This window comes from Pontixanthobacter aquaemixtae, assembly GCF_009827395.1.
GTDB classification, from domain to species: Bacteria; Pseudomonadota; Alphaproteobacteria; order Sphingomonadales; family Sphingomonadaceae; genus Pontixanthobacter; species Pontixanthobacter aquaemixtae.
Genome location: NZ_WTYX01000002.1, coordinates 749,465 through 773,563, shown reverse-complemented (window position 1 = coordinate 773,563; position 24,099 = coordinate 749,465). Strand labels below are relative to the sequence as shown.

Annotated in this window: 27 protein-coding genes and 1 tRNA gene; 8 read left to right on the top strand and 20 right to left on the bottom strand. The window is 58.6% G+C overall.

All coding sequences use genetic code 11. The features are described from left to right. Positions 1-6 precede the first annotated feature (6 nt). Together GRI41_RS12680 and GRI41_RS12675 are read right to left on the bottom strand one after the other, a co-directional pair. Positions 7-2,187 (bottom strand): TonB-dependent receptor, encoded by a 2,181-nt coding sequence (locus GRI41_RS12680; RefSeq protein WP_160605393.1) that lies wholly within the window; start codon positions 2,185-2,187, stop codon positions 7-9. Between the two features lie 167 nt (positions 2,188-2,354). After that, positions 2,355-2,429 (bottom strand) — tRNA-Gly (locus GRI41_RS12675). Positions 2,430-2,657: 228 nt separating this feature from the next. Here GRI41_RS12675 and GRI41_RS12670 point away from each other — a divergent pair. Beyond that, on the top strand, positions 2,658-3,566 hold the full coding sequence (locus tag GRI41_RS12670; RefSeq protein ID WP_160605873.1) for a tetratricopeptide repeat protein: 909 nt from the start codon (positions 2,658-2,660) through the stop codon (positions 3,564-3,566). Continuing rightward, positions 3,567-4,178, top strand: a complete 612-nt coding sequence (locus GRI41_RS12665) for an LON peptidase substrate-binding domain-containing protein (protein WP_160605392.1) — start codon at positions 3,567-3,569, stop codon at positions 4,176-4,178. It abuts the gene before it with no gap. Between the two features lie 3 nt (positions 4,179-4,181). On the opposite strand, the gene GRI41_RS12660 is transcribed toward GRI41_RS12665, so the two are convergent. From GRI41_RS12660 to argB, 5 genes are all read right to left on the bottom strand, one after another. Then, entirely contained in the window at positions 4,182-4,805 is a 624-nt protein-coding gene (locus GRI41_RS12660; RefSeq protein WP_160605390.1) for a MarC family protein, read from the bottom strand. A 4-nt stretch (positions 4,806-4,809) separates the two neighbouring features. Continuing rightward, on the bottom strand, positions 4,810-5,595 hold the full coding sequence (locus GRI41_RS12655) for a hypothetical protein (RefSeq protein ID WP_202388808.1): 786 nt from the start codon (positions 5,593-5,595) through the stop codon (positions 4,810-4,812). Next, positions 5,592-6,488: a bifunctional methylenetetrahydrofolate dehydrogenase/methenyltetrahydrofolate cyclohydrolase FolD gene (gene folD, locus GRI41_RS12650; protein WP_160605388.1), complete on the bottom strand. Its 897-nt coding sequence runs from the start codon at positions 6,486-6,488 to the stop codon at positions 5,592-5,594. The genes GRI41_RS12655 and folD overlap by 4 nt, the downstream gene beginning before the upstream one ends. Next, complete coding sequence (locus GRI41_RS12645) at positions 6,485-6,766, bottom strand: YggT family protein (RefSeq protein ID WP_160605386.1); 282 nt, start codon at positions 6,764-6,766, stop codon at positions 6,485-6,487. The genes folD and GRI41_RS12645 overlap by 4 nt, the downstream gene beginning before the upstream one ends. Positions 6,767-6,867: 101 nt before the next feature. Then, complete coding sequence (gene argB / locus GRI41_RS12640) at positions 6,868-7,785, bottom strand: acetylglutamate kinase (protein WP_160605384.1); 918 nt, start codon at positions 7,783-7,785, stop codon at positions 6,868-6,870. Positions 7,786-8,003: 218 nt separating this feature from the next. Between argB and GRI41_RS12635 the strand changes: the two genes are divergently transcribed. Beyond that, a complete protein-coding gene (locus GRI41_RS12635) occupies positions 8,004-8,438 on the top strand; it encodes a thermonuclease family protein (protein WP_160605382.1) in 435 nt (144 codons plus the stop codon). A gap of 36 nt (positions 8,439-8,474) precedes the next feature. Here the strand turns inward: GRI41_RS12635 and GRI41_RS12630 are convergent, their stop codons facing one another. Next, a complete protein-coding gene (locus tag GRI41_RS12630; RefSeq protein WP_160605380.1) occupies positions 8,475-9,389 on the bottom strand; it encodes a sulfotransferase domain-containing protein in 915 nt (304 codons plus the stop codon). Between the two features lie 65 nt (positions 9,390-9,454). Here GRI41_RS12630 and GRI41_RS12625 point away from each other — a divergent pair, with 65 nt between their 5' ends. The 3 genes from GRI41_RS12625 to GRI41_RS12615 all read left to right on the top strand — a co-directional run bounded on the left by GRI41_RS12625 (position 9,455) and on the right by GRI41_RS12615 (position 10,836). Continuing rightward, positions 9,455-9,832 carry a DUF4870 family protein gene (locus GRI41_RS12625; protein ID WP_160605378.1) on the top strand — a complete coding sequence of 126 codons (378 nt, stop codon included), beginning with the start codon at positions 9,455-9,457 and terminating at the stop codon, positions 9,830-9,832. A gap of 158 nt (positions 9,833-9,990) precedes the next feature. Beyond that, positions 9,991-10,518: a hypothetical protein gene (locus GRI41_RS12620; protein ID WP_235901226.1), complete on the top strand. Its 528-nt coding sequence runs from the start codon at positions 9,991-9,993 to the stop codon at positions 10,516-10,518. Positions 10,519-10,524: 6 nt separating this feature from the next. Further along, positions 10,525-10,836, top strand: coding sequence for an REDY-like protein HapK (locus GRI41_RS12615; RefSeq protein WP_160605376.1), 312 nt, complete (start codon positions 10,525-10,527; stop codon positions 10,834-10,836). 55 nt (positions 10,837-10,891) lie between these two features. On the opposite strand, the gene GRI41_RS12610 is transcribed toward GRI41_RS12615, so the two are convergent. Together GRI41_RS12610 and GRI41_RS12605 are read right to left on the bottom strand one after the other, a co-directional pair. Then, the gene (locus GRI41_RS12610) at positions 10,892-11,485 is read right to left on the bottom strand and encodes a hypothetical protein (protein WP_160605374.1); all 594 of its coding nucleotides are present in this window, start codon (positions 11,483-11,485) and stop codon (positions 10,892-10,894) included. Between the two features lie 335 nt (positions 11,486-11,820). After that, positions 11,821-11,994: a hypothetical protein gene (locus GRI41_RS12605; RefSeq protein WP_160605372.1), complete on the bottom strand. Its 174-nt coding sequence runs from the start codon at positions 11,992-11,994 to the stop codon at positions 11,821-11,823. Between the two features lie 118 nt (positions 11,995-12,112). Between GRI41_RS12605 and GRI41_RS12600 the strand changes: the two genes are divergently transcribed. Continuing rightward, entirely contained in the window at positions 12,113-12,544 is a 432-nt protein-coding gene (locus GRI41_RS12600; protein WP_235901225.1) for a DUF4870 family protein, read from the top strand. Positions 12,545-12,960: 416 nt separating this feature from the next. Here the strand turns inward: GRI41_RS12600 and GRI41_RS12595 are convergent, their stop codons facing one another. The 9 genes from GRI41_RS12595 to GRI41_RS12555 all read right to left on the bottom strand — a co-directional run bounded on the left by GRI41_RS12595 (position 12,961) and on the right by GRI41_RS12555 (position 21,291). Then, on the bottom strand, positions 12,961-13,746 hold the full coding sequence (locus tag GRI41_RS12595; protein WP_160605368.1) for a hypothetical protein: 786 nt from the start codon (positions 13,744-13,746) through the stop codon (positions 12,961-12,963). Between the two features lie 9 nt (positions 13,747-13,755). After that, positions 13,756-14,823, bottom strand: coding sequence for a ribonucleotide-diphosphate reductase subunit beta (locus GRI41_RS12590; RefSeq protein ID WP_160605366.1), 1,068 nt, complete (start codon positions 14,821-14,823; stop codon positions 13,756-13,758). Between the two features lie 186 nt (positions 14,824-15,009). Further along, the gene (locus tag GRI41_RS12585) at positions 15,010-15,546 is read right to left on the bottom strand and encodes a hypothetical protein (RefSeq protein WP_160605364.1); all 537 of its coding nucleotides are present in this window, start codon (positions 15,544-15,546) and stop codon (positions 15,010-15,012) included. Next, the gene (locus GRI41_RS12580; RefSeq protein ID WP_160605362.1) at positions 15,519-15,689 is read right to left on the bottom strand and encodes a hypothetical protein; all 171 of its coding nucleotides are present in this window, start codon (positions 15,687-15,689) and stop codon (positions 15,519-15,521) included. The genes GRI41_RS12585 and GRI41_RS12580 overlap by 28 nt, the downstream gene beginning before the upstream one ends. Before the next feature lie 6 nt (positions 15,690-15,695). Continuing rightward, a complete protein-coding gene (locus GRI41_RS12575; RefSeq protein ID WP_160605359.1) occupies positions 15,696-15,986 on the bottom strand; it encodes a hypothetical protein in 291 nt (96 codons plus the stop codon). Positions 15,987-16,005: 19 nt separating this feature from the next. Next, positions 16,006-17,364, bottom strand: coding sequence for a GntP family permease (locus GRI41_RS12570; RefSeq protein WP_160605357.1), 1,359 nt, complete (start codon positions 17,362-17,364; stop codon positions 16,006-16,008). Positions 17,365-17,442: 78 nt separating this feature from the next. Beyond that, entirely contained in the window at positions 17,443-17,682 is a 240-nt protein-coding gene (locus GRI41_RS12565; protein WP_160605355.1) for a hypothetical protein, read from the bottom strand. 58 nt (positions 17,683-17,740) lie between these two features. Continuing rightward, positions 17,741-19,654, bottom strand: coding sequence for a ribonucleoside-diphosphate reductase subunit alpha (locus GRI41_RS12560; RefSeq protein ID WP_407985569.1), 1,914 nt, complete (start codon positions 19,652-19,654; stop codon positions 17,741-17,743). A gap of 752 nt (positions 19,655-20,406) precedes the next feature. Continuing rightward, positions 20,407-21,291 carry an alpha/beta fold hydrolase gene (locus GRI41_RS12555; protein ID WP_160605351.1) on the bottom strand — a complete coding sequence of 295 codons (885 nt, stop codon included), beginning with the start codon at positions 21,289-21,291 and terminating at the stop codon, positions 20,407-20,409. A 287-nt stretch (positions 21,292-21,578) separates the two neighbouring features. Between GRI41_RS12555 and GRI41_RS12550 the strand changes: the two genes are divergently transcribed. Beyond that, positions 21,579-22,469, top strand: a complete 891-nt coding sequence (locus GRI41_RS12550) for a tetratricopeptide repeat protein (protein ID WP_160605349.1) — start codon at positions 21,579-21,581, stop codon at positions 22,467-22,469. A gap of 13 nt (positions 22,470-22,482) precedes the next feature. Here the strand turns inward: GRI41_RS12550 and nadB are convergent, their stop codons facing one another. Beyond that, positions 22,483-24,081 (bottom strand): L-aspartate oxidase, encoded by a 1,599-nt coding sequence (nadB, locus tag GRI41_RS12545; protein WP_160605347.1) that lies wholly within the window; start codon positions 24,079-24,081, stop codon positions 22,483-22,485. Positions 24,082-24,099: the final 18 nt, after the last annotated feature.

Here is a 24,099-nt window from a genome sequence, read left to right as displayed (position 1 = left end):
AAGCGGTCAGAAACTGGTCCGCACGCTCACTTTGAAATTGCGCCCGATATTGGGGACAAAGTCTTTGGTGAAGCTGGTGTGCCGGCGCCCTTCGACATCGAAGATATTGTCTGCTTGCAGCATCACTGTGATGTTCGAACGATATTTGAGCGGCCGCCACGCGATCGAGGCATTGACCAGCGTGAAGCTGTCGGTGGGTGTTTCGAATGGCGCGACATCGTTCTGGCTATCAAACCACTGGGCCTCGATGCGGCCATCAATCTGGCTGGTTTGCGCCTCTAGCGCGCCGAGGAAATTGAGCGCCGGAATGCGCGGCAACGGTGTGCCGTCAGAAAGCTCTGCTTTGATGTAATCGCCGCGCAAATCGGCAAGCAGAGTAAACGGCCCGCTATCCACCAGCGGCATGGTCACCTGGCCTTCGATCCCGAAGTAATTTGCGTCATCTTGAAGGAACTGGAAAACCGGAAGATCATCTTCTTCGAGACCGGTCCCCGCGAGGAAAATGTAATCGTCGAACGCATTGTGGAACACCGCGAAGTTGACGCTGGCAGGTCCGACATTTCCTCTGACGAATGCCTCGACGCCCCATGCTTTCTCGGTATCAAGATTGATGTCGCCGATTTCGAATGCCTGGGTGGCAATATGCGGTCCGTTCGAGAACAGCTCTTCCGCCGCTGGTGCCCGTTCGGCGCGCGATCCCGTTACACCAAATCGAAGGCCGTCATTGGTCTCATAGGCGAGAGAAATCGCGCCTGACACAGTGCCGTAGTCGCGCTCGACCCCCAACGCGTTGGAACTGACATCGGTCTTTTCATAGCGCAGCGCGCCTTCGAGCTGGACATTGTCGGTCAGTTCAAATTCCTGCAGGCCGGACAGCGCGATCTGGTTGGTCCTGTTCGGCGCGACGAATGCTTCTTCGCCGATCGCTTTGAAATCGCGGAAAGTATATTGGAGCCCGATCGAGCCGCGCCAATTGTCTTGCGGCGTCTGGACCAGCTCTGCGCGCGCTTCGATGCCTTGTACTTCGAAAACGGTCCCAACCGCGTCGCCCTCGAATTCGGTATGGGTGTAATCGCTGTAACCGACGCGGGTGCGCAATTCCGAAAAGATTCCGCCGCCAAAGGCCAGTTTACCGCGAAGATCGGCGCGATATTGGCGCAGGTCGATGGTGACGAGTTCTTCGCCTTCCTCTTCTTCTGCTTCGCCTTCGCCGCCTTCTTCTTCCCCATGATGGTGGCCCGCGCCCGGACGTCCGGGAACACCATAGAGCGTGCCATACATGCCGAAAGATGCGCCCAGATTGCTTTCGCCGGCAAACACAGCGAAGCCGATATCGCCGCTCCAGGTTTCTACGCCGCTATTTGGAAGAAAGCCGCTTTGGTTGGCAGCTTCGCGAAGCTCTTCGGCCTCTTCAAATTCGCCTTCGTCCTCCTCCTCTACCGCATCTGCAAGCAAGTCTGCGCGCAATGCGGACGAAGCGGTAAAGCCAGGCACGTCGATATCGTCGCTGTTGCGATAGGATCCGTTCATATGGACAACAAAATTGGGCCCGATCGGAACGTCGAGCGAGGCCCCGCCCTGCAGCAAATTGGAAGCTGTATCGGCGGTGATGATCGTATCGAGATGGAATGGCTCGTTCGGCACGCGCTGCGGGATACGTTTGTCGATCACATTGACTGCACCACCAATGGCCTGACTACCATAAAGAATGACCGCCGGGCCGCGCAGCACTTCGATCCGTTCGGCGGTCAGCGGATCAATTGAAACGGCGTGGTCATCCGAAGTGTTGGACGCATCGATTGCACCGATTCCGTCGACCAGCACTTTCACCCGCTCACCCGAAAAGCCGCGCAGGATCGGACGCGAGGCGCCGGGAGAAAAGCCCGACGACGCAACGCCCGGGAGCTTCTCCAGAACCGTGCCCAATTGCCCGTCAAGATTGCGCTGAAGATCGTTGGTTTCGAGGATTGCGCTGCCCGCCAATATGTCGAGCTGGGTCACACCAGCAGCTGTGACCACGATTTCACCGGCTGCATTGACCCGCCGATCGTGGAAATCATCCTCGACCCGCTCGTCGGCCGTTTCATCGGCCCCCTGATCTTGCGCCGCCGCCGGGGCAGCCACAATCATGGCAAGCGAGGGGACCAGCGCAGTGCTCAACAACAAACGGACAGACAGTTTTGACATCGGGTAGGAAACTCACATAATGATACAACGTATCGCGCCCCATAACGATATAGCATCACATTGCAACGCCTCATATCGACGAAAGGTTGCTAGCGATCCATGAACGGCTCTTTCCGGCAGCCGCAATGCGGATCCGGAGCAATGATCTTCGCGATGTGAAAAGAAACTGGAGCGGGCGAGGCGATTCGAACGCCCGACCCCAACCTTGGCAAGGTTGTGCTCTACCCCTGAGCTACGCCCGCTCACTAGACGTTTCCGGATAACCGGCCCCGAAGCAGATGAATCATCATCCCTCGGTGGGGAAGCGGGCAACTAGCAGCGGTTTCGCTGCCCCGCAAGGCCAAAAATGCGCTTGTGAAAGGGTCTGGTAATACTCTGTGCCCCGGCCCTGTTTCGCCCTTCACAAATCGGTTAGAAGCACCACATAGCGCACAGACAAATCCATAGTAAGGAGCCGGATCTTGGCAAGCATGGGCCTCAATATCGACGAACAGAAAGCGGTTGAGCGGTTTAAAACCGATGTCGTCGAACCATCGATGACCAAGCTGGTCATCCTCGATTTCTGGGCCGAATGGTGCGGACCATGCAAAGCGCTGGCGCCGATGCTGGAAAAAGTCGCCGCCGAATATGCCGATAAGGGCGTTGTTCTGGTCAAAGTGGACGTTGACGAAGAAAAGTTCATCGCGAGCCAGTTCCAGGTCCAATCGATCCCCACCGTCTATGCAATGTTCCAGGGGCAACCCGTCGCCGATCTGACGCAGGCACGCAGCGAATCGCAAATGAAGGAAGTGCTCGACCAATTGATCGCGAAGCTTCCGCTGCAAGCGGGCGGAGATGGCGGGCAGCAGGCCCCCGATGTCGAGCAATTCATCACCATGGCGGAGCAGGTGCTGGCCGAAGGCGACGCAGAACGCGCCGCCGGCGTCTTTATGCAAGTCGTCGAAATGGCACCCGACAATGCCGCTGCACATGCCGGGCTGATTCGCTCATTCGTGGCCGGCGGCAGAGCTGACGAAGCGCAAGCGATTGCCGATGCTTTGCAGCCGGAGATCAAAGAGGATCCGGCAGTGCAGCAGGCTTTGTCTGCGCTCGAACTTGCAGCAACGCAGGTTGACGATGGCGAGTTGGCGAAGCTCCGCGCGGTAGCTGAGGCCGAACCGGCGGATATGGACGCGCGGCTTGCCTTCGCCGAAGCCGCCTTTGCCGCGGGACAGCGCGATGACGCCGCCGATACTCTTTTGGAAATGGTCAGGGCCGACCGCGAGTGGAATGACAGCGCGGCGCGCACCAAATTGCTGCAGATATTTGAAGCGGTCGGACTCGAAGACGAATGGGTCAGCGCAACCCGCCGACGCTTGTCGAAGATCCTGTTTGACTAAATGACGCAGCGGCTATCCATATTCCCGCTGAGCGGCGCTTTGCTGTTTCCCGGGCTGCAGATTCCGCTGCATATTTTCGAGCCGCGTTATCGCGCCTTGGTTAGCGATTCGCTGGCGCGCGACCGGCGGATTGCGATGATCCAGCCGCAGCGCGCGGAAGAAGGCGCGCCCTTGTTCGCGGTCGGCTGCGTGGGCCGGATCGGCGATGTCGAAGCGCTCGATGATGGGCGCTTCAATATTGTGCTGGAAGGCGAAAACCGGTTCCGCATCCTGCGCGAACTGGATGTCACCACGCAATTCCGGCAAGTCGAAGCAGAGCTGATCGACGAGCCCGAAGACGAATTTCTCAGCAGCATCGAACGCGCCAGTTTTGAACGAGAGGCGAAACGCTTTGCCGACGCTCAGGGATACAGCGTGGATTGGGATTCGGTCGCGCGGCTGGACGATGTTTCCCTGATCGACGGCGTGTCGCAAATCGCGCCGTTTGATCCGGCGTCAAAGCAAGCTTTGCTCGAGGCCAACACTCTGAATGAACGCTGCGAACTGCTGGTGCAGCTGATGCAATTCTACGCGCGCCGCGATGGCGACGACGACAAGGTAACGCTGCAATAGAGCCTAAATCCCGAAGCTGCCTTTCAGGCCATCGATCACATATTGCGCCGCCAACGCAGCCAGCAATACGCCCAGCAGACGTGTAATCACCGCTTCAACGCGGTCCCCCAACAAGCGGATCAGCGGGCCTGCGGCGATCAGCGCGAGCATAGTGATAAGCAGCACCGCGCCAAGAGCGCCGAGCACCACCAGCGTTTCCTCTGTTCCTTCGGCTTCGTTCTGAAGCAGCATAATCGCCGCAATCGCGCCGGGCCCCGCCAGCATCGGCATCGCCATCGGAAACACCGACACGTCTTCGACCTCGGGGTTGGCGTTGACCTTGTCGGCGCGTTCCTCGCGGCGCTGCGTGCGCTTTTCGAACACCATTTCAAACGCGATCCAGAACAGCATCAATCCGCCAGCGATGCGGAAACTGTCGAGCTGGATATGCAGCGCGCCGAGCAATTGTTCGCCGAACAAGGCGAAGATCAGCAAAATCACTGCCGCAATGATGCATGCGCGGATGGCCATGATACGCGCCTGCGCAGCGCTGGCGGTTTTGGTCAGCCCGGCATAGATCGGTGCGCAGCCGGGCGGATCGATCACCACGAACAGCGTGATAAAGGCAGAGACAAAGAGTTCCATCATAGCGTTATTCGCCAGCCTTTTCGGGCGAAGCCATGCCGAGCGACTGATCGATCGCAGTCACCCATTTCCCGCTGGTCAGATATTCAAGAATAAAGCGTCTGTCGCCGCCAGCCTTATGCTCCCAGCGCCAACGGAGCGTTCTGTCCGGCGAGGTTGCCATGGCGTGACTGACGCCCGGTGCAACCGCAAATTCGGGCGGCTGCGGAACAGGCTCGGCTTCTCTCGGGCAATCAGACACCAGGCCTTTGATCGAGCTCAGCGCGCTGACCACAATTTCGTCTTCGCTTGCCGGCCCCAGTTCGGGACGCGGCGGAGGCTGGGGATCATCGAGAACCGCGACATCGTAGGTCCAGCGATAGTCGCCATCGGATTGGCGCTTCCACGCCGTTGTATAGGTGCCGACCTTGCCTTCCGGATCACGAAACCGGCCTTGGCTTACCGCGATCAAGCTGTCGCAGCTCATCCATACAGCGCGCGGTGCCCATTGCACGGCTTCTGCCGGATCAGCGAGACCGGAAAGATACGCGCCCGCATCGACAACGCCGCTGCGCGCATGAATGACCGCACCGGGCGCAGCGAATGCGCGAAAGGCGGTCCATTGGCCGTCTTCCCGCGCTGCGCGCGCAAAGGCGAGTTCGGTTGCGACGACGCGGGTAGGCTGCGCCTCACCCGGAGCGCCAACAAGCGCGCGTTTGATCCTCTGATCGAGTGTCGCGGCGCCGCCGCCGCGCGGTCCGGAACAGCCCGCGACAAGCGCTGCCAATAGAACTACCGACACCAGACGTTTCAAATCGCGCCCTCCGCCAGATCGATACCGGCATTGTGATGCGCGGCAACGATGGTGTTGCGCAGCAAGACAGCGATCGTCATCGGGCCGACGCCGCCCGGAACCGGCGTGATCGCGCCCGCGACCTCGCTCGCTTCGCCGAAATCGACATCGCCAACCAATCTGCCTTTGGTTTCGCCCTCTGCCGGGGCGAGGCGATTGATGCCCACATCGATCACCGTGGCCCCTTCCTTGAGCCAATCCCTCTTGACCATTTCGGGCCGCCCGACCGCGGCGACCACTATATCCGCGCGGCGGACAATCTCGGGCAGATCCTTCGTCCGGCTATGCGCGATGGTCACCGTCGCATTGGCATCGAGCAGCAATTGCGCCATCGGTTTGCCCACCAATATCGAGCGCCCGATCACAACCGCATTCAGGCCTTCGAGCGAGCCGAGCTGATCCTTGAGCAACATCAAACTGCCCAGCGGTGTGCAGGGAACCATACCGTTGAGCCCAAGCGCAAGACGTCCGGTGCTGACCGGAGTAAGCCCGTCGACATCCTTGTTGGGCACGATCCGGTCGACCACGGCTTGCTCGTCCAAATGATCCGGGAGCGGCAATTGCACAAGAATGCCGTCAACGCTGTCATCGCCATTGAGCCGGTCGATCAGAGCCAGCAAATCCGCCTGGCTGGTATCGCCGGCCAGCTTGTGTTCGAAGCTCGCCATGTTGGCCGCAACGGTGGCTTTGCCTTTGCTTCCGACATAGACTTGGCTGGCAGGATCATCGCCGACCAACACCACCGCCAGCCCGGCCTTGCGCCCTGCCTTTGCGGAGAATTCTTCGGCCAGAACACCAACTCGCTCGCGCAATCCGGCGGCAAAGGCCTTGCCATCGATACGTGTCGCGCTCATCCGCGCGCAACTTCGGCCAGGACGATCATCACCGCATTGATCAGCAGCAACAGAACCATCGGGGAAAAATCGATTGCGCCGGTATTGGGCATGATCCGGCGGATCGGGTTGAGAAGCGGGGCAAGCAGAGACGAGATCGAATGTTCCACCTGAACAAGGAAATGATTGTCGCGTCCGATAACATTGAATGCGAACAGCAGGCCCAGGATAAACCAGATAATGACAATCATGCTGAGCGTTTGTGCCAGCATGCCCAGAATACCGATAAATGCGTTCATAATTTCCTCTAGCGACCTTGGCAGCTCTCTAGCGCAACCGGCCCCGGTGTATCAATGGTACAATACGGTTGTGCGCATCGGGATTAATCCGCGCTGACACGCTAGCTGCCCCCCGAGCTTATCAGCGTACCCGCCCCGCGCGATGTGAAGAATTCGAGCAACATCGCATGCGGGACCCGGCCATCGAGCACCACAGCCGCATCGCAACCAGCCTCAACCGCTTTGACGCAGGTTTCCAGCTTGGGGATCATCCCGCCGCTGATCGTGCCGTCATCGCGCAAATTGGCAACATCATCGGGCTTCAAATCTGTCAGCAACGCGCCTTCCTTGTCGAGCACTCCAGTTACATCGGTCAGCAGGAATAGGCGTGCCGCACCCAAAGCCGCCGCAATCGCGCCAGCCATTGTATCGGCGTTGATATTGTAAGTGTGGCCATCTTCACCGGCACCGATGGGGGCGATAATCGGGATCATTCCAGCGGCAACAGCGGTGTCGATCACACTGGTATCAACATGCGATGGCTCACCGACGAAACCCAGATCGATGATCTTCTCAATATTGCTTTCCGGATCGCGTGTAGTCCGCTCAACCTTGGTCGCCGTGACTAGGCCGCCATCCTTGCCCGAAATGCCTATGGCCTTGCCGCCCGCTTGCGCGATCCAGCCAACCAGTTCTTTATTGATCGCACCGGACAGGACCATTTCGGCGACATCTGCTGTGGCCTTGTCGGTTACGCGAAGGCCGTCGACAAATTCGCTTTCCACTCCCAGCTTTTTCAGCATTGCGCCGATTTGCGGGCCGCCGCCATGGACCACCACGGGATTGATACCCACCGCCTTGAGCAGCACGATATCCTCGGCAAATTCGCGCGCGGCCTTGGGATCGCCCATCGCATGGCCGCCATATTTGACCACGAAAGTTCGCCCAGCATAGCGCTGGAAATAGGGCAAAGCCTCGATCAGCGTTTCCGCCTTGTTCAGATTGATCTGGTCGTCCGTTTTGCTGCCGGTGGCGCTCATCGCGTGGTCCTTCTCGCGTTTCGAATGCGCCCTTAGCGGCTTCGCCGAGGCGTGAAAAGCGCGGTCGAGCGCATCACTTTGGCACAACGGTGGAACAGCGGCAGCACAAACTGGTGCGAAGCGGCGCTTTCTGGAACAAGGCGCAGATGGTTCGTCCTGCGCGTTTTCATATCAAGACCCGAAGGCGGCGCTCCGTCTGGCGCAAGCGGTTGGTACAATTGGGCACGCTTCTCCTGATCGCCGCAGCATCGCTGCTGATAATGCGTTTTCATCGGGACACCGGCGAAGTCCAGACCGTGGATATGAATTTCACCCTGTGCGGAGTGCGCGGTTCCCAAGGATGCGTGATCGATGGCGACACTTTTATGATCGGCCGCCGCAAAATCCGGCTGGCGGGCTATAATGCGCCCGAGATGAAAGGGGACTGCGCAGCCGAAGTGGCTCTGGCGAGACAATCGCGCGACGCGCTTCGCGATTGGCTCAACCAAGGCACTTTTGCGATGAGCGGCGGCGATGAACCGCCTTTCGATCAATATGGCCGCGAGCTGCGCAGCCTGACGCGCGGCGATGATGCATTGGCAGACATGATGATCGAACGCGGTCTGGCGCAGGAATCGGGATGGGGTTTCGAACGTGGCGGGTGGTGCGACTAGTCAGCTGCCCCCGAACGCGTGCCACAGCTGCGAAAATTACAAGGCCTTGGCCAAGCTGGCATAATCCGCATGGCCGGTGACCGGCGCGATACGATTGGCCCATTCGGCATCGATCCGTTCCGCGAGCGATTGCGGCAAGGGCTCGCGAACGGCATCCCTGGCGCGGATTTTGGCGGAATCGCTTCCGCGCGGAAGGCCAGCCTTTTCCTCGCTCATCCGGCGCATCATCGGGTCGGCGAAAGGCGCCTTGTGCTGCATCATGAAATCGCGGCTGGTGCGGTGCTCGACCAGATCGATCACCGCGCCGTCTGCGGCGAGGCCGCAGAATTCTGCTAGCCGGCTGATCGCTGCGCGTTTGTCTGCCAAAACCGCGCGATAATCCATCACCAGCGTATCGGGTTCCCCGCGCCGCGCCCACCAGCTGAGCAGATGCGTGTAGTAGTTCGGACGCTGCGCTTCCTCCCTGAACCAGACCGGGAAAAACTCTTCGAGGGTGATCGAACCCGGCTTGAAAAACCAGCCGCTGAAGAAATGATAGAGCGAGACAAAGGCCTCTTTGGGGTCGCGCAAAGTGATCACATAGCGCGCGCCGGGCGGCAGACCTTCATAATGCAAATGGCTTTTGAAACCGCGCGGATCGGCGCGTTGTTCGGCGTTGATATCCAGATTAAGCTCTGGCGCAGTTTCGATCCACGGAACGATGCGGCTGATATCGTCAAAATCCATATCGCCGCCGCGCGGGGCCATGCGCAGCTGATGGAACATCTGTTGCATCATAGTGGTCCCGCATTTGCTGAACGGGGTGATGATTACATCGCTCGATCGTGCCACATAGGGCCGCGCTGCTGCGCGTTGGGCATCGGAAGGGACCAGCAGCCGAAGCACTTCGCCCAGTTGCGCGATCGACTGCGCGTATCGCTTTGGTTGATCCATCACCCCTATCGCCGCCATTCTGTTATATTTGCCACGAAGCTTTGCCGCGCTATAGTCCCTGGCGAGAGAGGGAAACAACCATCATGGCCGAAACACCGCAGCCCAGCAGCGATCCGCAGCCGCCCGCACCCGGTTTCGAATTCAACCAGCCAACCATCATCACCCTGCTTTATTTCGCCGCCTATTTCACAGGCATCACGGCGATTGTCGGCGTGGTGCTGGCCTATTCCTGGCGCGAAGAGACCGCCGGAACATGGGCAGCATCGCATATGAGCTATCTCGCCAACACATTCTGGATCGGCCTTGCAGGAACGGTGATCGGGATAGCCACGGCGATATTCCTGATCGGTTTTCTGATCCTGCTTGCGACGGGTATTCAGGTGCTGGTGCGCTGCATTTTGTCGCTGATTGCCGCGCAGAAGAAAGAAGCCATGCCCAATCCCGATAGCTGGACGATCTGATTATCACCCGCCCAACTCTTCTTGCGCCAGCAATTGCCTGCGCGCTCCTTACCGGCTGCGGCAGCCCGCCATCGGAATCTGCCGCGCCCGCCGCCTCTGCCCAAACCCAATTCTGGCAGTCGCTCAGCACCCATTGCGGCAAGGCCTATGCAGGCACGTTGGTCAGCGATGATGCGGCCGATGCCGATATGCAGGGCGCGGAGATGGTCATGCATGTCCGCACGTGCGACGATCAACAGATTACCGTGCCCTTCCATATCAAGCAGACCGGCGGCGAATGGGACCGTTCGCGCACTTGGGTCTTCACGCGGCTGGGTGATGACGCCCTGCGCCTGAAGCACGATCACCGGCACGCAGATGGCGAGAGCGACGATGTAACCATGTATGGCGGCGACACCGCCGATGCCGGCACCGCGCAGCGCCAGTCCTTTCCCGTCGACCAGTTCAGCATCGACATGTTCAAACGCGAAGGTCTGGACGCATCCACCACCAATGTCTGGAGCGTCGAGGTTAACCCGGCGGATCAGGACGGCGCGCAATTCGCATATCAGCTCTCTCGTTCGAAAGCGCTTGGCGCGCCGGAAGACCGCAATTTCCGCGTCGAGTTCGATCTTACCAGCCCCATCGAAGTGCCGCCCGCGCCGTGGGGTCATGAAACCAACAAGCAGCAACCGACAGAGGAGTAAACATCGATGGCCGCTCTCATTATCAAGTACCAGCTTGCCGATGGCGTAAGCCGCGACCAGTTTGAAGACTGGGTCCGCACCAAAGACCAGCCCGCGATGCGCTCGCTCAGCCGGGTGGAGAGCTTCGAAACCTATCGCGTCACCGGCAAACTGATGGGCGAAGGCGACGCATCTGTGGCCTATGTCGAAATGTTCGATGTCCCCGATCTGGAAGGCTTTACCGGAGAGGACATGCCCGGCGAACTGGTGCAAGGCGTGATGGGCGAATTTATGGGCCTGGTGAAAGACCCCGAATTTCTGATCGCCGAAAAGGTCTGAACCGGACCGGCAAGCGGCGCGGCAAGTAACCGGTCTGCCGCGGGCATAGGCTGGGTCAGTCCCCCTTTCCCGGCAGCACCGATACAGGCACGTCCAGCGGGCGGGTGCATGTGCGCTCTATCCGTTTGCCCAGCCGCGTAAGGCCGTGAAAATTGCCCTGCCGCATCTCGGTCAGCGAATTGCTGCTGAAGCGGACCAGCCAATATTCGAATTCGACCGACCAATGCGGATCGTCCACCAGATCATCGATCAGCATGTCATTCTGGACCCAGCGTTGCAGCCGCCAGCGAATGCGTTTGACCCGCAGGACATAAAGCCCGTCCTGCTTGTCCGAATCGAGCCGGAACAGCGCGTCGCGCACCATCGGTTCGCGGTCCGGCTTGCCATCCGATGTACGCATTGCAGCGAAAAATGCCGCACGCTCGCCGCGCTCCACCAATCCGAAATCATCGTGATAGATGAACAGCGGCAGCGCCCCGTAACTGTCATCGGCGCGGTTGAACGCGCCGAGATACCGGTCAACGCTGTCGCAGGCATAGGCCGGATTGTGATCGGCCCGCATGGCGATCGAGGTCGCCTGAACGGGCGCAGCCAGCAGGCCTGCGGAGAGCGGCACGGCCAGCAGCGAGCAAATGGTGCGTTTTATCATACCGCCATCATGCGCCCGCAAAGCGGCGCGGGCAAGCGCGGGGGCGGCGGGTGACAAAGGTGACACCGTGTCACTTTCGCGAACGCGCCGTAACCCGTTGTACCTAAGCACTTTATCGCCCAATTCGCGCAATGGACAGACAGGAAACCGCGCGCCAAACTGAACAGATGGACCACATGGACTAGGGTTCAAACGAGAAAAATCACGCGCGCTGACCTTGGGCCAAACAGGCCGTGCTTCGTGCGGATTCTGGAGTGGCAGCAAGCGCATGGCGGGCAGCGTAGCAGGGCGCTTGCTCTGTAGGACAGTGAAGAATGTCGGAGAACGTTTTCCGGTCACCAAAACAGGACAATGAGAAACGTACCTACCGCAAACATAGCGAGCGCGCCGATGAACCAGTACTCTTTGGCCGGGCTGGCGAGCGGCGCCAGTCGCGGGCCGTGATCGGTATAGATCGTTTGCCCCAGCTTGCGCGGCCTGTTGGATTTGAACGAAACAATTTTGCCCATCGCCGCATCTTGACGCGAGCGGGTTGCGATTTGGTTTCACGCCACTAGTCTGAGCGAAAGGGAGCAACCTGAATGCGCAAACCGGCTGCGCATCAGGTGTATCATGGGGAGGCAGGGCATGGACGACAGAAGCGAAGCAAAGAGCATGACGCTCTATCGCCCGACGATTGTCGCGATTCTCTATCTGCTCAATATCGTGCTCGGCTTCTCGGTCTTTGTCGGGCTGGTGCTCGCCTATGTCTGGCGCAGCGAGCGCGACACGCAGGAATGGGAAAAGACGCATTACACCTATCTGATCCGCACCTTCTGGATCGGTTTTGTGGTTTGCCTGGCGATGTTCGCGCTGTTCTTCGGGACGATCTTCGGACCAGCGGCATTCGCGGAGCCGGGCAGCAATTACCCGCCGTCAGAGACATTCCTGGCCGCAATGTTCAGCGGAGTGTTTGTCGGGATCATCGCCGCAATATGGTTCTGCGCCCGCACCGTGCTGTCGATGGTAAAAGCCGGCAATCAGGAGCCCATGCCGAGACCGGAGACGTGGTTGTTTTAGGGGGTGACCGCCAAGCGCGACCGCTTCTCAGCCGTCATCGCGAGGAACCGAAGGTAAAGCCTGTCCTGAGCGGCTGACTCGCCAGCCAGTCGAAGGGCGGAGATACAGAGCAAGGACTAGAGAACCCAACCGATTGGTAGTGACCCCAGCAACAAAAGCGACGAGCAGAAACGCTCCTATCGAGTTGGGGTCTGGGGTCGGAAATCCAAAGTAGTGCAGCGCGTAGATCAGTGCCGCCCCGGGAACTAGGTTTGCTACGAGATTGTAGGCGTCAAGTTTGTCAAACATAGCAGCATATTGCGCCGCTAATCATGTCCAAACAAGAGAATACTTAGCTTACCTCAGGACATGGGCGAAACCGCTCGGGGTTGTGCCCCAATCGATGGCGCCGGAAAAATTTCACCAAGATTTTCAGGCTAAGAACTGAGGTCGGAGAGCGCTTGGATGTCCACTGCTGTTATATTATCAGACGCAGCCGTCTTGAAGCCGTCCCGGGCAGCACCAATGAGCCGTTCGGCAATTTGATCCTTCGCCTCACCAAGGTTGACGTCCAACTCATTAGCAGTTTGCTCAAATGCCTCAATTGCCGGCCCTGAGATTGCTGACCGCTTTATGTAAGCGGATATCAGATTAGGCATAAAACGCCTCACAAATTGCCACGTTCCGACCTGACCAGTAAACGAACCTTTGCGCGCCTTTTGCATGATTAATATTACTTCTTGGAGATCGGCAATCGCCTTAGCACTATCAAGTTCGTCGCACGCGGCCAAAGACCGGAGAGTCTCGACAACACGGTCAAAAAGCTCGTCGATCTTGAATTGACTGCGGGCCCCTTGGATTATCTCATCAACGTCTATTTTTGGTGTTGGATTCGCTGGGCCGCTAAACCACACATGCTCCTGAATTTCAGGGCCATACCGAATAATTGACTTGAGGTGAGCAACCCAAGTCGCGAGTCCATTTTTGTGGTTAGTCCGATAGTTTCTGGTGTGGTGGTGCAGGTCAGCCAGCCAGTCTGGCCAATCGCCCCTAGCTACAACGGCTCCCAACTGTTCAAGCGCTTCAAATAATGCCGAATTAGCCGAGTTGACTTGATCTTGGTTGTTTTTGGCAAGCGAATTGAGCAATTCATCATAACGTTTGGCGACATCCGCATGACGCTCAGCAACTAATTTCTCGAGATGTTGAGAAGAGTCTTGCATCGCGCTGCATCACTCCGCCGCAACAGGCTCCCCGCCTTCGTCGCCGAACAGGCCCGGGCCGTCATCGACGTCGGCGTCGTTGGCTTCGTCGCCGGCTTTGGCTTTTTTGCGGTTGTCGAAGCTGCTCCATACGTCTTCCCAATTGCCCTTGGTGGCGCCTTTGGAATATTCGGTCGCGCGGGTTTCGAAGAAGTTGGCGTGCTCCACACCGTTGAGTAGCGGGGCGAGCCATGGGAGGGGGTGGTCTTCCACCATGTAAATCTCCGGCAGGCCCAGCTGGCTGAGCCGCCAATCAGCGATGTAGCGGATATATTTCTTGATTTCCTTCGCGGTCATACCGGGCACGGGGCCGTCTTCGAACGCCAGATCGATGAACGCATCTTCCAGCCGCACGACTTTCTGGCAGCAATCGATAATGTCTTCCTTGACCGCTTTGGTCAGGCACTGGCGTTCTTCGGCAAAGGCGTGGAACATGCGGATGATGCCTTCGCAGTGGAGGCTTTCATCGCGCACCGACCAGCTGACGATTTGCCCCATGCCCTTCATCTTGTTGAAGCGCGGGAAGTTCATCAGCATCGCGAAGCTGGCGAACAGTTGCAGCCCTTCGGTAAAGCCGCCGAACATGGCCAAAGTGCGCGCGATATCTTCATCATTGTCGACGCCGAAATCCTGCATGTAATCATGCTTCGCCTTCATCTCCTCATATTCGAGGAACATGCCATATTCGCTTTCGGGCATGCCGATCGTGTCGAGCAGATGAGAGTACGCCGCGATATGCACCGTTTCCATATTGGAGAAGGCGGCGAGCATCATCTTGATCTCTGTCGGTTTGAACACCCGGCCATATTTGTCGTGGTAACAATCCTGCACTTCGACATCGGCCTGGGTGAAGAAACGGAAGATCTGCGTGAGCAGGTTACGCTCGTGATCGGTCAGGTTCTGCGCCCAGTCGCGGCAGTCCTCGCCCAGCGGAACTTCTTCGGGCATCCAGTGGATTTGCTGCTGGCGTTTCCAGAAATCATAGGCCCATGGATATTCAAAGGGCTTGTAGGTCTTTCTGGCTTCGAGCAACGACATGTTGTGGTCTCCGTGGATTTGGGTGCAGCGCTGCACCATACAGAATCAGACTCGCAATGCGAGTGCAAGTGCAAAGATTGCACCTGCTTTGCTGGTGATAATTCGCTGCAAATTTTGCTTGCGCCGGCCGCAAAGCACGCGCCGCCGCAGAGTCGCGCGGTCAATGGTCGCAAAAAGCCTCCGGCGCTAGAAAAAGTACACTGCAATAGTGAGGATCAAAACGGCGATCACAAATGCACCGACCGCGCCCCAGATCGCCTCGGGCGGAAATTGCTCTGCAAATCTTTCGCGCCAATCGACTTCGCTGTCTTCGGCTTCTCTGAACCACTGCTGCAATCCAACGGCAGCAACCACCCCCCCAAACACCAGCGGCAGCAAAACGCTCCAACTTCCGCCCGCTTCTTGCACAATGAAAGCCGCAGAGACGATCAGTGCATTGGCGATCCCCTGCCACAAAATGTCGCGCCATTCGACTTCGTCCAGTTCCTCGCCGATCTTGTACTCGTAATCGTCGAGCTCATACTGGTAAATTTCCGGATCGCGCGCGAGGCGGCGGTCCGATCGCCATTGGTAGAAAGCCTGCCTGATATGGGGCAGATAGGCCATCGGTATCGGCAGAAGAATGGAAAGTAGCACCAACACCCAGGCCCATTGCGGTACCGCTTCGGCGGCCCCCGACAATTGCTGCCACAAGGTCACGTCAGCTTCTCGAAGATCAGCCACGCGACATAGGCTGCGGCAGCAAAGCCGAGCAGGGCAAATTCGCGCCCGATCCGGCGGCGTTTCTTGCCCACGCCGCCCCAGAAAACATAAGCGAGTATCAGCAGCGCGACGAGCGCGAGCGAGAGAAAGGCGATCTCCAGCAAAGCTATCTACCCGCTACGCTTTTTCGATCCGAAGAAGGACCCGCCGCCCAGCACGGTGATGCCGAGGAAAAAGCCGAAATCATACCAGCCGCCGCGATTGGGTACGGCATAGACCGCAATGTCAGCGCTGAAGAGCGAACCGATGAAGGACCACGGGAAAATGAACCCGTGCCACAATCCCCACCAGAAGCCGGGCGTGCCGGCGGATTTGGCGACGCCCGCATCGATCTGCGATGCGCAGGCGGATAGCGTCAGGGCCAGGCCTATTGCGACAAGAACCGGGTATTTTCGCTGCATCACCACTTCCTCCGCCGCGCTACACTATCATCGCCAGCGCCAATGTCAGCAGGGTTGCGATGACAGGGACGATCACGGTGACGACGCCGATATCCTTATAGGCCTGGCGGTGGGTCAATTGGCAGATCTGCAGCAGCACGATCACCGCGCCGCAATGCGGCAGCGAATCGAAACCGCCGCTGGCCATCGCCGCCAGCCGGTGAATCTCTTCCGGCGAAACCCCCATCGCAAGATAGGAATCGGCGAAAGTCGCCATGAATATCTGCAATCCGCCCGATGATGATCCAGTGATCCCTGAAATCGTGCTGGTCGCGGCGAACATGGAGACCAGCGGGGGCATATCCGCGCCAACAATGGCCTGGGTGAAAGCGGCAAAACCGCCCGTTTGCGCGACCACTCCGCCAAAACCGATCACCGCCGAAGTCGCGAGCAGCGGGATGATCGAATCCTGCACGCCATTGCCCATCAAGCGCACCGGCGCAGCGCGCGCAGAGGAAAACAGAATGACCGCAACCAGACTTGCGAGAGCAAGCGCAAATGAGGGCCACAAGACCGGCTGACTGCTGGCGAATGCGATCCATCCTGCTTCGGCATCGGCCCCCATCGCCACCGCAAATCGCGGCGCCAGAATTGTCCCGATCACCAGCACCAGCGGGATCATGGCCAAGCCCCAATGCGGCACATCCTTGGCGATGCTTTCCATGCTCGGGATCGAGTCATTGGGGCCCGGTTCGAACCCCTCCCCGTTCGCGATTGCCTTTTTCCGCTCATGCTCGAGATAAAACATGCCGAGGATGAACATAATCGCGCCGCCGAAAATGCCCAGCAGCGGTGCGGCAAACAGATCGGTTCCCAGCTTGAGCGTGGGGATGACATTGTGGATCGATGGCGTTCCGGGAAGCGCGGTCAGCGTGAAAGTCCCCGCGCCCAGTGTAATCGCGCCGCAAAACAGGCGCTTGGGCAAATCGGCCGCCTGAAACAGGCGCAGCCCCAGCGGATACATCGCGAAGATCACCACGAAGACGACGACCCCGCCATAGGTCAGCAGCGCCCCAGACAAAACCGTGATCCACAGCGCCCGCTGCGCGCCCAGCGCATTGACCAATGCCATCGCGATCGAAGTCGCCGCGTGGCTTTCGCTCATGACCCGGCCAAACATCGCCCCCGCTGCGAACAGCAGGAAAAACCGCCCGGCAAAAGTGAACGCGCCCAGATCGCCAAACAGGAATGTGTCATTGATGCTCTGGGCAAAGGGCAATCCGTTGGTGAGGATCACCACCATCGCGCACAGAACCGCGGCAAAGATGATGTTCACATCGCGCAATGCGAGCCAGATCAGCAGACCCATGCCCAAAAACAGGCCAAGAATTGCGATCATGCCGGTGCGCCCCCGCAAGCAATCATAAACTGCTCACCGGACACAGGCATTGCGCGCAAATTGGCCAAAGCTCTGCCGCTAGAACAGCGTCATGTCGGCGACGTCGCCCATGAACGGCACCGCGACATACATCAGGATGGGAAGCGCAAGCGCCGCAGCGAGAGTGAAAATGGCTCCCGACTTTGCTGTGCGCGAAGCCTCTTCATCATAGTCAGGTTCGCCGGGCGAGGGAATCGCGCGCAACCGGCGGATTGCCGAAATGGCGACCACCAAACCGGCAATAAGGGCCATGATCGGCAGATATTGACCGAGTGTCATAGACCTCTCCCCTGATCTTTACTGCTTGTTGGATGCGCTCTTTTGCTGACGGCGCATTCTATTGGCAGGAAAGACATTCCTCGTAATCGGTCTGCTCTGCCGCCAATTCGTATTTGGCTGCATCGGCGGTGTTATCCGCTTCAACCCCGCCGGCAAATCCAGCGCGCTGGATCGATTTCGAGCGGAGGTAATAGAGCGACTTGATGCCTTTTTCCCATGCCTGGAAGTGCAGCATCATCAGATCCCATTTATCGACATCGGCCGGGATAAACAGGTTGAGGCTTTGCGCCTGGTCGATGAACGGCGCGCGGTCTGCGGCATATTCGAGCAGGTAACGCTGATCGACTTCGAAGCTGGTTTTGAACACCGCTTTTTCCTCGTCGCTGAGGAAATCGAGATGCTGCACGCTGCCGCCCTGCTCCAGAATCGAGTTCCACACATTGGTGGAATCCTTGCTCTTTTCGCGCAGCAGTTTTTCCAGATAGGGGTTCTTCACGATGAAGCTGCCCGACAGGGTTTTGTGCGTGTAGATATTGGCCGGAATCGGTTCGATACAGGCGCTGGCACCACCGCAAATGATGCTGATCGATGCGGTCGGGGCAATCGCCATTTTGCAGCTGAAACGCTCCATCGCGCCCATTTCTTCGGCATCGGGGCAAGGGCCGCGTTCCTTGGCCAGCATCATGCTCGCCTCTTCCGCCTTGCCCGAAATATGCTTGAACATTTTGAGGTTCCAGACTTTCGCCATGGAGCCTTCGAGCGGCAGGTTCTTCTGCTGGAGGAAAGAGTGGAAGCCCATCACGCCAAGGCCGACAGACCGTTCACGCATCGCCGAATATTTGGCGCGTTCCATTTCTGCCGGCGCACGGTCGATATAGTCCTGCAGGACATTATCGAGCATCCGCATCACGTCTTCGATGAAGTCTTTTTCGCCATTCCACTCATCCCATTTTTCAAGGTTGAGCGAGGAGAGGCAACAAACCGCGGTGCGGTCATTGCCAAGGTGATCGATACCCGTTGGCAGCGTGATTTCGCTGCACAGGTTGGAGGTGGAAACTTTCAGGCCCAGCTCGCGGTGATGCTTGGGCATCATCCGGTTCACCGTGTCGTTGAACACGATATAGGGTTCGCCGGTGGCGAGGCGGGTTTCGACCAGTTTCTGGAACAGCGAGCGCGCATCGACATCGCCGCGCACTTCGCCGGTCTTGGGTGATTTGAGCTCAAACCGCTCGCCCGCACGGACCGCTTCCATGAATTCATCGGTCAGCAACACGCCGTGATGGAGGTTGAGCGCCTTGCGGTTGAAATCGCCCGAAGGCTTACGGATTTCGAGGAATTCTTCGATCTCTGGGTGCGAGATGTCGAGATAGCAGGCCGCGCTGCCGCGCCGCAGCGAACCTTGCGAAATCGCCAGTGTCAGCGAATCCATCACGCGCACGAATGGAATGATGCCGCTGGTCTTGCCGTTCAGGCCAACCGGCTCACCAATGCCGCGGACATTGCCCCAATAGGTGCCGATGCCGCCGCCTTTGGAAGCGAGCCAGACATTTTCGTTCCATGTCCCGACAATCCCGTCGAGGCTGTCGGAAACCGAGTTCAAATAGCAGGAAATCGGCAGGCCGCGCGATGTGCCGCCATTGGAAAGAACCGGCGTTGCGGGCATGAACCACAACCGGCTGATATAATCATAGAGCCGCTGCGCGTGATCCTGATCATCGGCATAGGCATCGGCCACGCGCGCGAAGAGATCCTGGAACTTCTCTCCGGGAAGCAGGTAGCGGTCGATCAGCGTTTCCTTGCCGAATTCGGTCAGCAATTCATCGCGGCTTTCATCCTGGACAATGGTGAAGCGGCGGTCATTGACCTTCTTGCTTTCATCTACAGGCGCGGCAGCAGCCTTCATCGCTTCGGTCAGCGCTTCGCCCGCTTTTTCGGCAACCAGTTCATCCGAACCGGCGTCTGTTTTTTCCATTGTCACGGCTGATTTTGCCTTTGCATTCGCGTTTGCCTTCTCGGGGGCCTTTTTGGGCGTCTTGGCGGATGTGTTTTCATCGCGGGTGAGAGTGCCTTCTGCTTCTTGCTCAAGCCCCATCGCTGCGTCGTCCCCAGTTCGTAATTCCATTTTTATCCAGCCCGTCTTCACTGTTTGAACAACGGGCGACCCGCCGCGATGTTCCGCTTCCGTTCGATTCGGCAGGATCGCACCCGCCTAGCATTTTTCGGGCACCAATGGTGGATTATTTATCCCCCCAATACCCACAGTTCCGGCTAATCTATCACCCGAAAATGGACCGAATCTTCCCCTCTCGCGCAGAGTGGCGCGATCGCCGGAATAACAAGGTCTAGTAGGTGTCCCCAAAGTCAGAACCACTAGATATGTGAATCAGGATGGATTCAGACGCAAGAGGGTAAACGCAGATTTACTATGTTCGGGCAAGTCAAAATCGCGGTGTGTTAGTCTGCTGCAACGCAGCGACGCGGCAGAAATCCTAGGGTTCTGAATCGCGCAAGCCCGAAAATGAATCTGGGAAAAAATATTTCGCGGGAAAACTGGCTTCGGGGGGTTTTGATTCAATCGAATCGAGCCGTGAAATTTTTGTGCGCGAGATTGCCGTTTTCAGCATCGCGCGCGATCGCCGACGCGCGCGATGGCCATGTGAATCGGATGATTGGGCGAATCACTCTGCCAGCGAAAGCAAGCGGTCTGGGCAGAGCGATTGGTGGCTAGGCAGCTTTCGCATGCGCCGCGATTTCATCGGCGAGCGTTTGGACCATCTCTGTCGGAAGATCATGCCCCCAACCCGGGAAAGTCTTGATCTTTGCGCCCGGAATGCTTGCGGCGGTATCGCGTCCGCCATCGACCGGGACAAGCGGATCATCTTCGCCATGCAGGACCAGCGTCGAAGCGGTAATCCCGGCATTCATCGCGCGGCGATCCCCGTCTGCGACAATCGCGGAGAGATGCCGCGTTCCGCCTTCGGGATAGACGCTGCGCCGGACGCTGGCGGTCACCCGCTCACGGAGTTTGTCCTCATCTGCGGGATAGGCCGGGCTGCCGATTGTCCGTGATAATTTCATCCCATGCGCAACCAGCGCATCCTCTTCCAAACTGGCAGGCCGCGTGATCAGGACTTTCATCGCCTCTTTCTTCGCGGCGGGCAATTTGGGGTTGCCGGTAGTGGAGAAGATCGATGTCAGGCTGAGCGTGCGATCGGCATGTTTCGCCGCAAAATGCTGCGCGATCATGCCGCCCATGCTGGCGCCAACAATATGCGCCTTGTCGATGCCCAGCGCATCGAGAACCCCGGCGCCATCATTGGCCATATCGGAAAGCGTATAGGGAACCTTCGGCGTGATCCCGAACTTGCCCAGCAGAGTCAGCTTGATCAGGCCAGGCGCTTTCACGCCATCGAATTTGTGGCTCAGCCCGACATCGCGATTGTCATAGCGGATGACGCGAAAGCCGCGCTCCACCATCGCTTCGACAAATTCCATCGGCCACAAGGTCATCTGCGCGCCAAAACCCATGATCAGCAAGACCGGCGGCGCATCCTTTTCGCCATGCTCGTCATATTCGATCGTTATTCCGTTGGCGGTGATCTGGGGCACTGGCCTCTCCTGAAACTTCAATGTCTGTTCTGCGATATGTTTGGCCACAATTGTTGTTGCGCGGCAAGCATCGCTCTCAAAAAATTGCGTCAAGGCCTGTCGGAGAGAGCGGGGCACAACCCGCATACTGCGCGGATTGCAACCGCCGGCCCGGCAGAGGATCAGGGGTGGAAATGACTGGAAAACCGGTCCAATGAATCCGGGAACTGTCGCGCTTTTACAATGCCTTGCGGGAAATTCGGGGTAGAGGCCGCTGCTCACCCGCTTGATATTACAAGGATCAGACTATGCGGACTCTTGCCGTACTCGCTGCAATGTTATCGTTCTCTTTCGCCGCACCGGCTGCAGCGCAGAACGACACGGGGAAGCAGCTGACACCCGCCGGTCTGCAAAAAGCGATTACTGATTGCACCGCGAACAAAAGGCCGATTTCCTGCGTGGTGGTTTCGAACCATTATCTGGCAATCGGGCCGAAGGGCGAACACGATACCAAGCGCCGCCAATATCTGAAAATCGGGTGCGATGCGGCAGCCGCCAATGGTGGCGCAACCAACGAATTGCGCATTGCCGGCCGGGGTACATGTTACCGCGCAGGGCAAGTGTTCCTGCAGGGCGTTGGCGGCCCGGTCGATAATGCGGCGGCTTTCACACATTTCGGGCGCAGCTGTGACTTCGGGAACCTGACTGCATGCGCTTTCAATGCCGAGGCTTTGAAAGACGGGCGCGGTGTGGCGAAAGATGAAAAGGCAGCGATGGCGCTGTACCGCAAGGCGTGTTCGGAAACGGTGGCTGTGGCCTGTTATCAGGCCACGCGAATGGTTTTCTTCGATGCGCTGAAAAAGCCAGCCGACGTTGCAACCAACCCCGATTATGTCTTCGCCCGCAAGGCGGCGGGGACCGCTTGCCAGGCATCATGGATGGCGCAGGGTGAGAGCTGCTGGTATCACGGCCTCTATCTCGAAGGCGGCTGGGGCGGCGCGAAGGATGTTCCATCGGCTCTCGGTTCGCTCGAGAAAGCCTGCACGCTGGCACCTTCGCCAGAACGGTGCACGACTTATGCGGTCAGCCTCACCAGAGGCCCTGCGGCGACGCGCGATCCGGCGAAGACCAAGCGGCTGCTGCAAGACGCCTGCGGGGCAAAATATGAATATGCCTGCAACCAGCTCAAGCGATTGTAAGTGGCAAGCCCGCTCAGGGCACCAACACCGTATCGCGCGCTTCGTCGGCAGTATCGGGATAATCGAGCGTGTAATGCAGCCCGCGGCTCTCGTGCCGTTCCAGCGCTGAACGAACGATCAGCTCCGCTGCCTGAAGCAGGTTTCTGAGTTCGATCAGATCGGTGGTCACACGGAAATTGCCGTAATAATCCTCCACTTCCTCGGTCAGCATGCGGATCCGGTTGCGGGCCCGCTCTAGGCGTTTGGTGGTGCGGACAATGCCGACATAGTTCCACATGAAGCGGCGGATTTCGGTCCAGTTCTGTTTGACCACAACTTCCTCGTCGGAATCGGTCACGCGGCTTTCGTCCCATTCCTTGATTGCAGGCGGGGTCAGCAATTCGTCCCACCGGCCAAGAATATCGCACGCCGCCGCTTCGCCGAATACAAAACATTCGAGCAAGCTGTTCGACGCCAGTCGGTTGGCGCCGTGCAGGCCGCTTTCGGTCACTTCACCCGCCGCCCATAGTCCCGGCAAATCGGTCCGCGCGTCCAGCCCGACATGCACCCCGCCGCAGGTATAATGCTGCGCCGGAACCACCGGGATCGGGCCCTTGGTCATGTCGATGCCCAGCCCCATCAGCTTCTCGTGAATTGTCGGGAAATGATGCGTCACGAAATCAGCAGGCTGGTGGCTGATATCGAGATGGACATAATCGAGACCATAGCGCTTGATCTGGTCATCGATCGCGCGCGCCACCACGTCGCGCGGGGCCAACTCCATCCGCTCCGCATCGTAATCGGTCATAAAACGGTGGCCGGTTTCGGGATGGAGCAAATGCCCGCCTTCGCCGCGCACCGCCTCTGTAATCAGGAAGTTTTTGACTTCCAGATTATACAGGCAGGTCGGGTGGAATTGCATCATTTCCATATTGGAAACGCGCGCGCCCGCGCGCCACGCCATTGCGATGCCATCGCCCGTCGCCCCGCGCGGTGCGGTGCTGAACTGGTAAACGCGCCCCGCCCCGCCCGCCGCGAGGATCGTCGCGGTTGCAATATGGGTTTCGACTTCGCCGGTTTCCTGATTGAGCGCATAGGCACCCCACACGCGGCCCGACCCGGAATAATCCTGCGCGTGGCGTCCGGTGATCAGATCAACGCAGGCGCGGCCCGCCAGCATGGTGATATTGGGATTGGCCTCTGCTGCCTTGAGCAGAGCTTCCTGCACCGCCCATCCGGTTGCATCGTTCACATGGACGATCCGGCGATGCGAATGCCCGCCTTCGCGCGTGAGATGCAGATCGCCCGAATCCTGGTTGAAGGGCACGCCCAGCTCGACCAGCCGTTCAATGCTGCGCGGCGCGCGTTCGATCACAAATTCGACCGTTTCGCGCCGATTGAGCCCCGCGCCCGCGACCATCGTATCGCGGATATGGTTGTCAAACGTGTCGCCCGCATCGAGCACCGCCGCGATTCCGCCTTGCGCCCAGGCGGTCGATCCCGTGTCGAGCCCGCCTTTGGCGAGCACCAGAACTTTCTTGTGTTCGGCCAGCGCCAGAGCCGCGGTAAGGCCTGCCGCGCCGGAGCCAATGATCAGAATGTCGTGTTTTGACAAGGTTTTGCGCTTCCGCATTGTCTAAAAGATGAGATA

Coding starts and splice junctions, on each gene's coding strand:
- GRI41_RS12680 (WP_160605393.1), bottom strand. CDS start 2,187: ATGTCAAAACTGTCTGTCCGTTTGTTGTTGAGCACTGCGCTGGTCCCC.
- GRI41_RS12670 (WP_160605873.1), top strand. CDS start 2,658: ATGGGCCTCAATATCGACGAACAGAAAGCGGTTGAGCGGTTTAAAACC.
- GRI41_RS12665 (WP_160605392.1), top strand. CDS start 3,567: ATGACGCAGCGGCTATCCATATTCCCGCTGAGCGGCGCTTTGCTGTTT.
- GRI41_RS12660 (WP_160605390.1), bottom strand. CDS start 4,805: ATGATGGAACTCTTTGTCTCTGCCTTTATCACGCTGTTCGTGGTGATC.
- folD (WP_160605388.1), bottom strand. CDS start 6,488: ATGAGCGCGACACGTATCGATGGCAAGGCCTTTGCCGCCGGATTGCGC.
- GRI41_RS12645 (WP_160605386.1), bottom strand. CDS start 6,766: ATGAACGCATTTATCGGTATTCTGGGCATGCTGGCACAAACGCTCAGC.
- argB (WP_160605384.1), bottom strand. CDS start 7,785: ATGAGCGCCACCGGCAGCAAAACGGACGACCAGATCAATCTGAACAAG.
- GRI41_RS12630 (WP_160605380.1), bottom strand. CDS start 9,389: ATGGCGGCGATAGGGGTGATGGATCAACCAAAGCGATACGCGCAGTCG.
- GRI41_RS12625 (WP_160605378.1), top strand. CDS start 9,455: ATGGCCGAAACACCGCAGCCCAGCAGCGATCCGCAGCCGCCCGCACCC.
- GRI41_RS12615 (WP_160605376.1), top strand. CDS start 10,525: ATGGCCGCTCTCATTATCAAGTACCAGCTTGCCGATGGCGTAAGCCGC.
- GRI41_RS12610 (WP_160605374.1), bottom strand. CDS start 11,485: ATGATAAAACGCACCATTTGCTCGCTGCTGGCCGTGCCGCTCTCCGCA.
- GRI41_RS12605 (WP_160605372.1), bottom strand. CDS start 11,994: ATGGGCAAAATTGTTTCGTTCAAATCCAACAGGCCGCGCAAGCTGGGG.
- GRI41_RS12600 (WP_235901225.1), top strand. CDS start 12,113: ATGGACGACAGAAGCGAAGCAAAGAGCATGACGCTCTATCGCCCGACG.
- GRI41_RS12595 (WP_160605368.1), bottom strand. CDS start 13,746: ATGCAAGACTCTTCTCAACATCTCGAGAAATTAGTTGCTGAGCGTCAT.
- GRI41_RS12590 (WP_160605366.1), bottom strand. CDS start 14,823: ATGTCGTTGCTCGAAGCCAGAAAGACCTACAAGCCCTTTGAATATCCA.
- GRI41_RS12575 (WP_160605359.1), bottom strand. CDS start 15,986: ATGCAGCGAAAATACCCGGTTCTTGTCGCAATAGGCCTGGCCCTGACG.
- GRI41_RS12570 (WP_160605357.1), bottom strand. CDS start 17,364: ATGATCGCAATTCTTGGCCTGTTTTTGGGCATGGGTCTGCTGATCTGG.
- GRI41_RS12565 (WP_160605355.1), bottom strand. CDS start 17,682: ATGACACTCGGTCAATATCTGCCGATCATGGCCCTTATTGCCGGTTTG.
- GRI41_RS12560 (WP_407985569.1), bottom strand. CDS start 19,654: ATGGAAAAAACAGACGCCGGTTCGGATGAACTGGTTGCCGAAAAAGCG.
- GRI41_RS12550 (WP_160605349.1), top strand. CDS start 21,579: ATGCGGACTCTTGCCGTACTCGCTGCAATGTTATCGTTCTCTTTCGCC.
- nadB (WP_160605347.1), bottom strand. CDS start 24,081: ATGCGGAAGCGCAAAACCTTGTCAAAACACGACATTCTGATCATTGGC.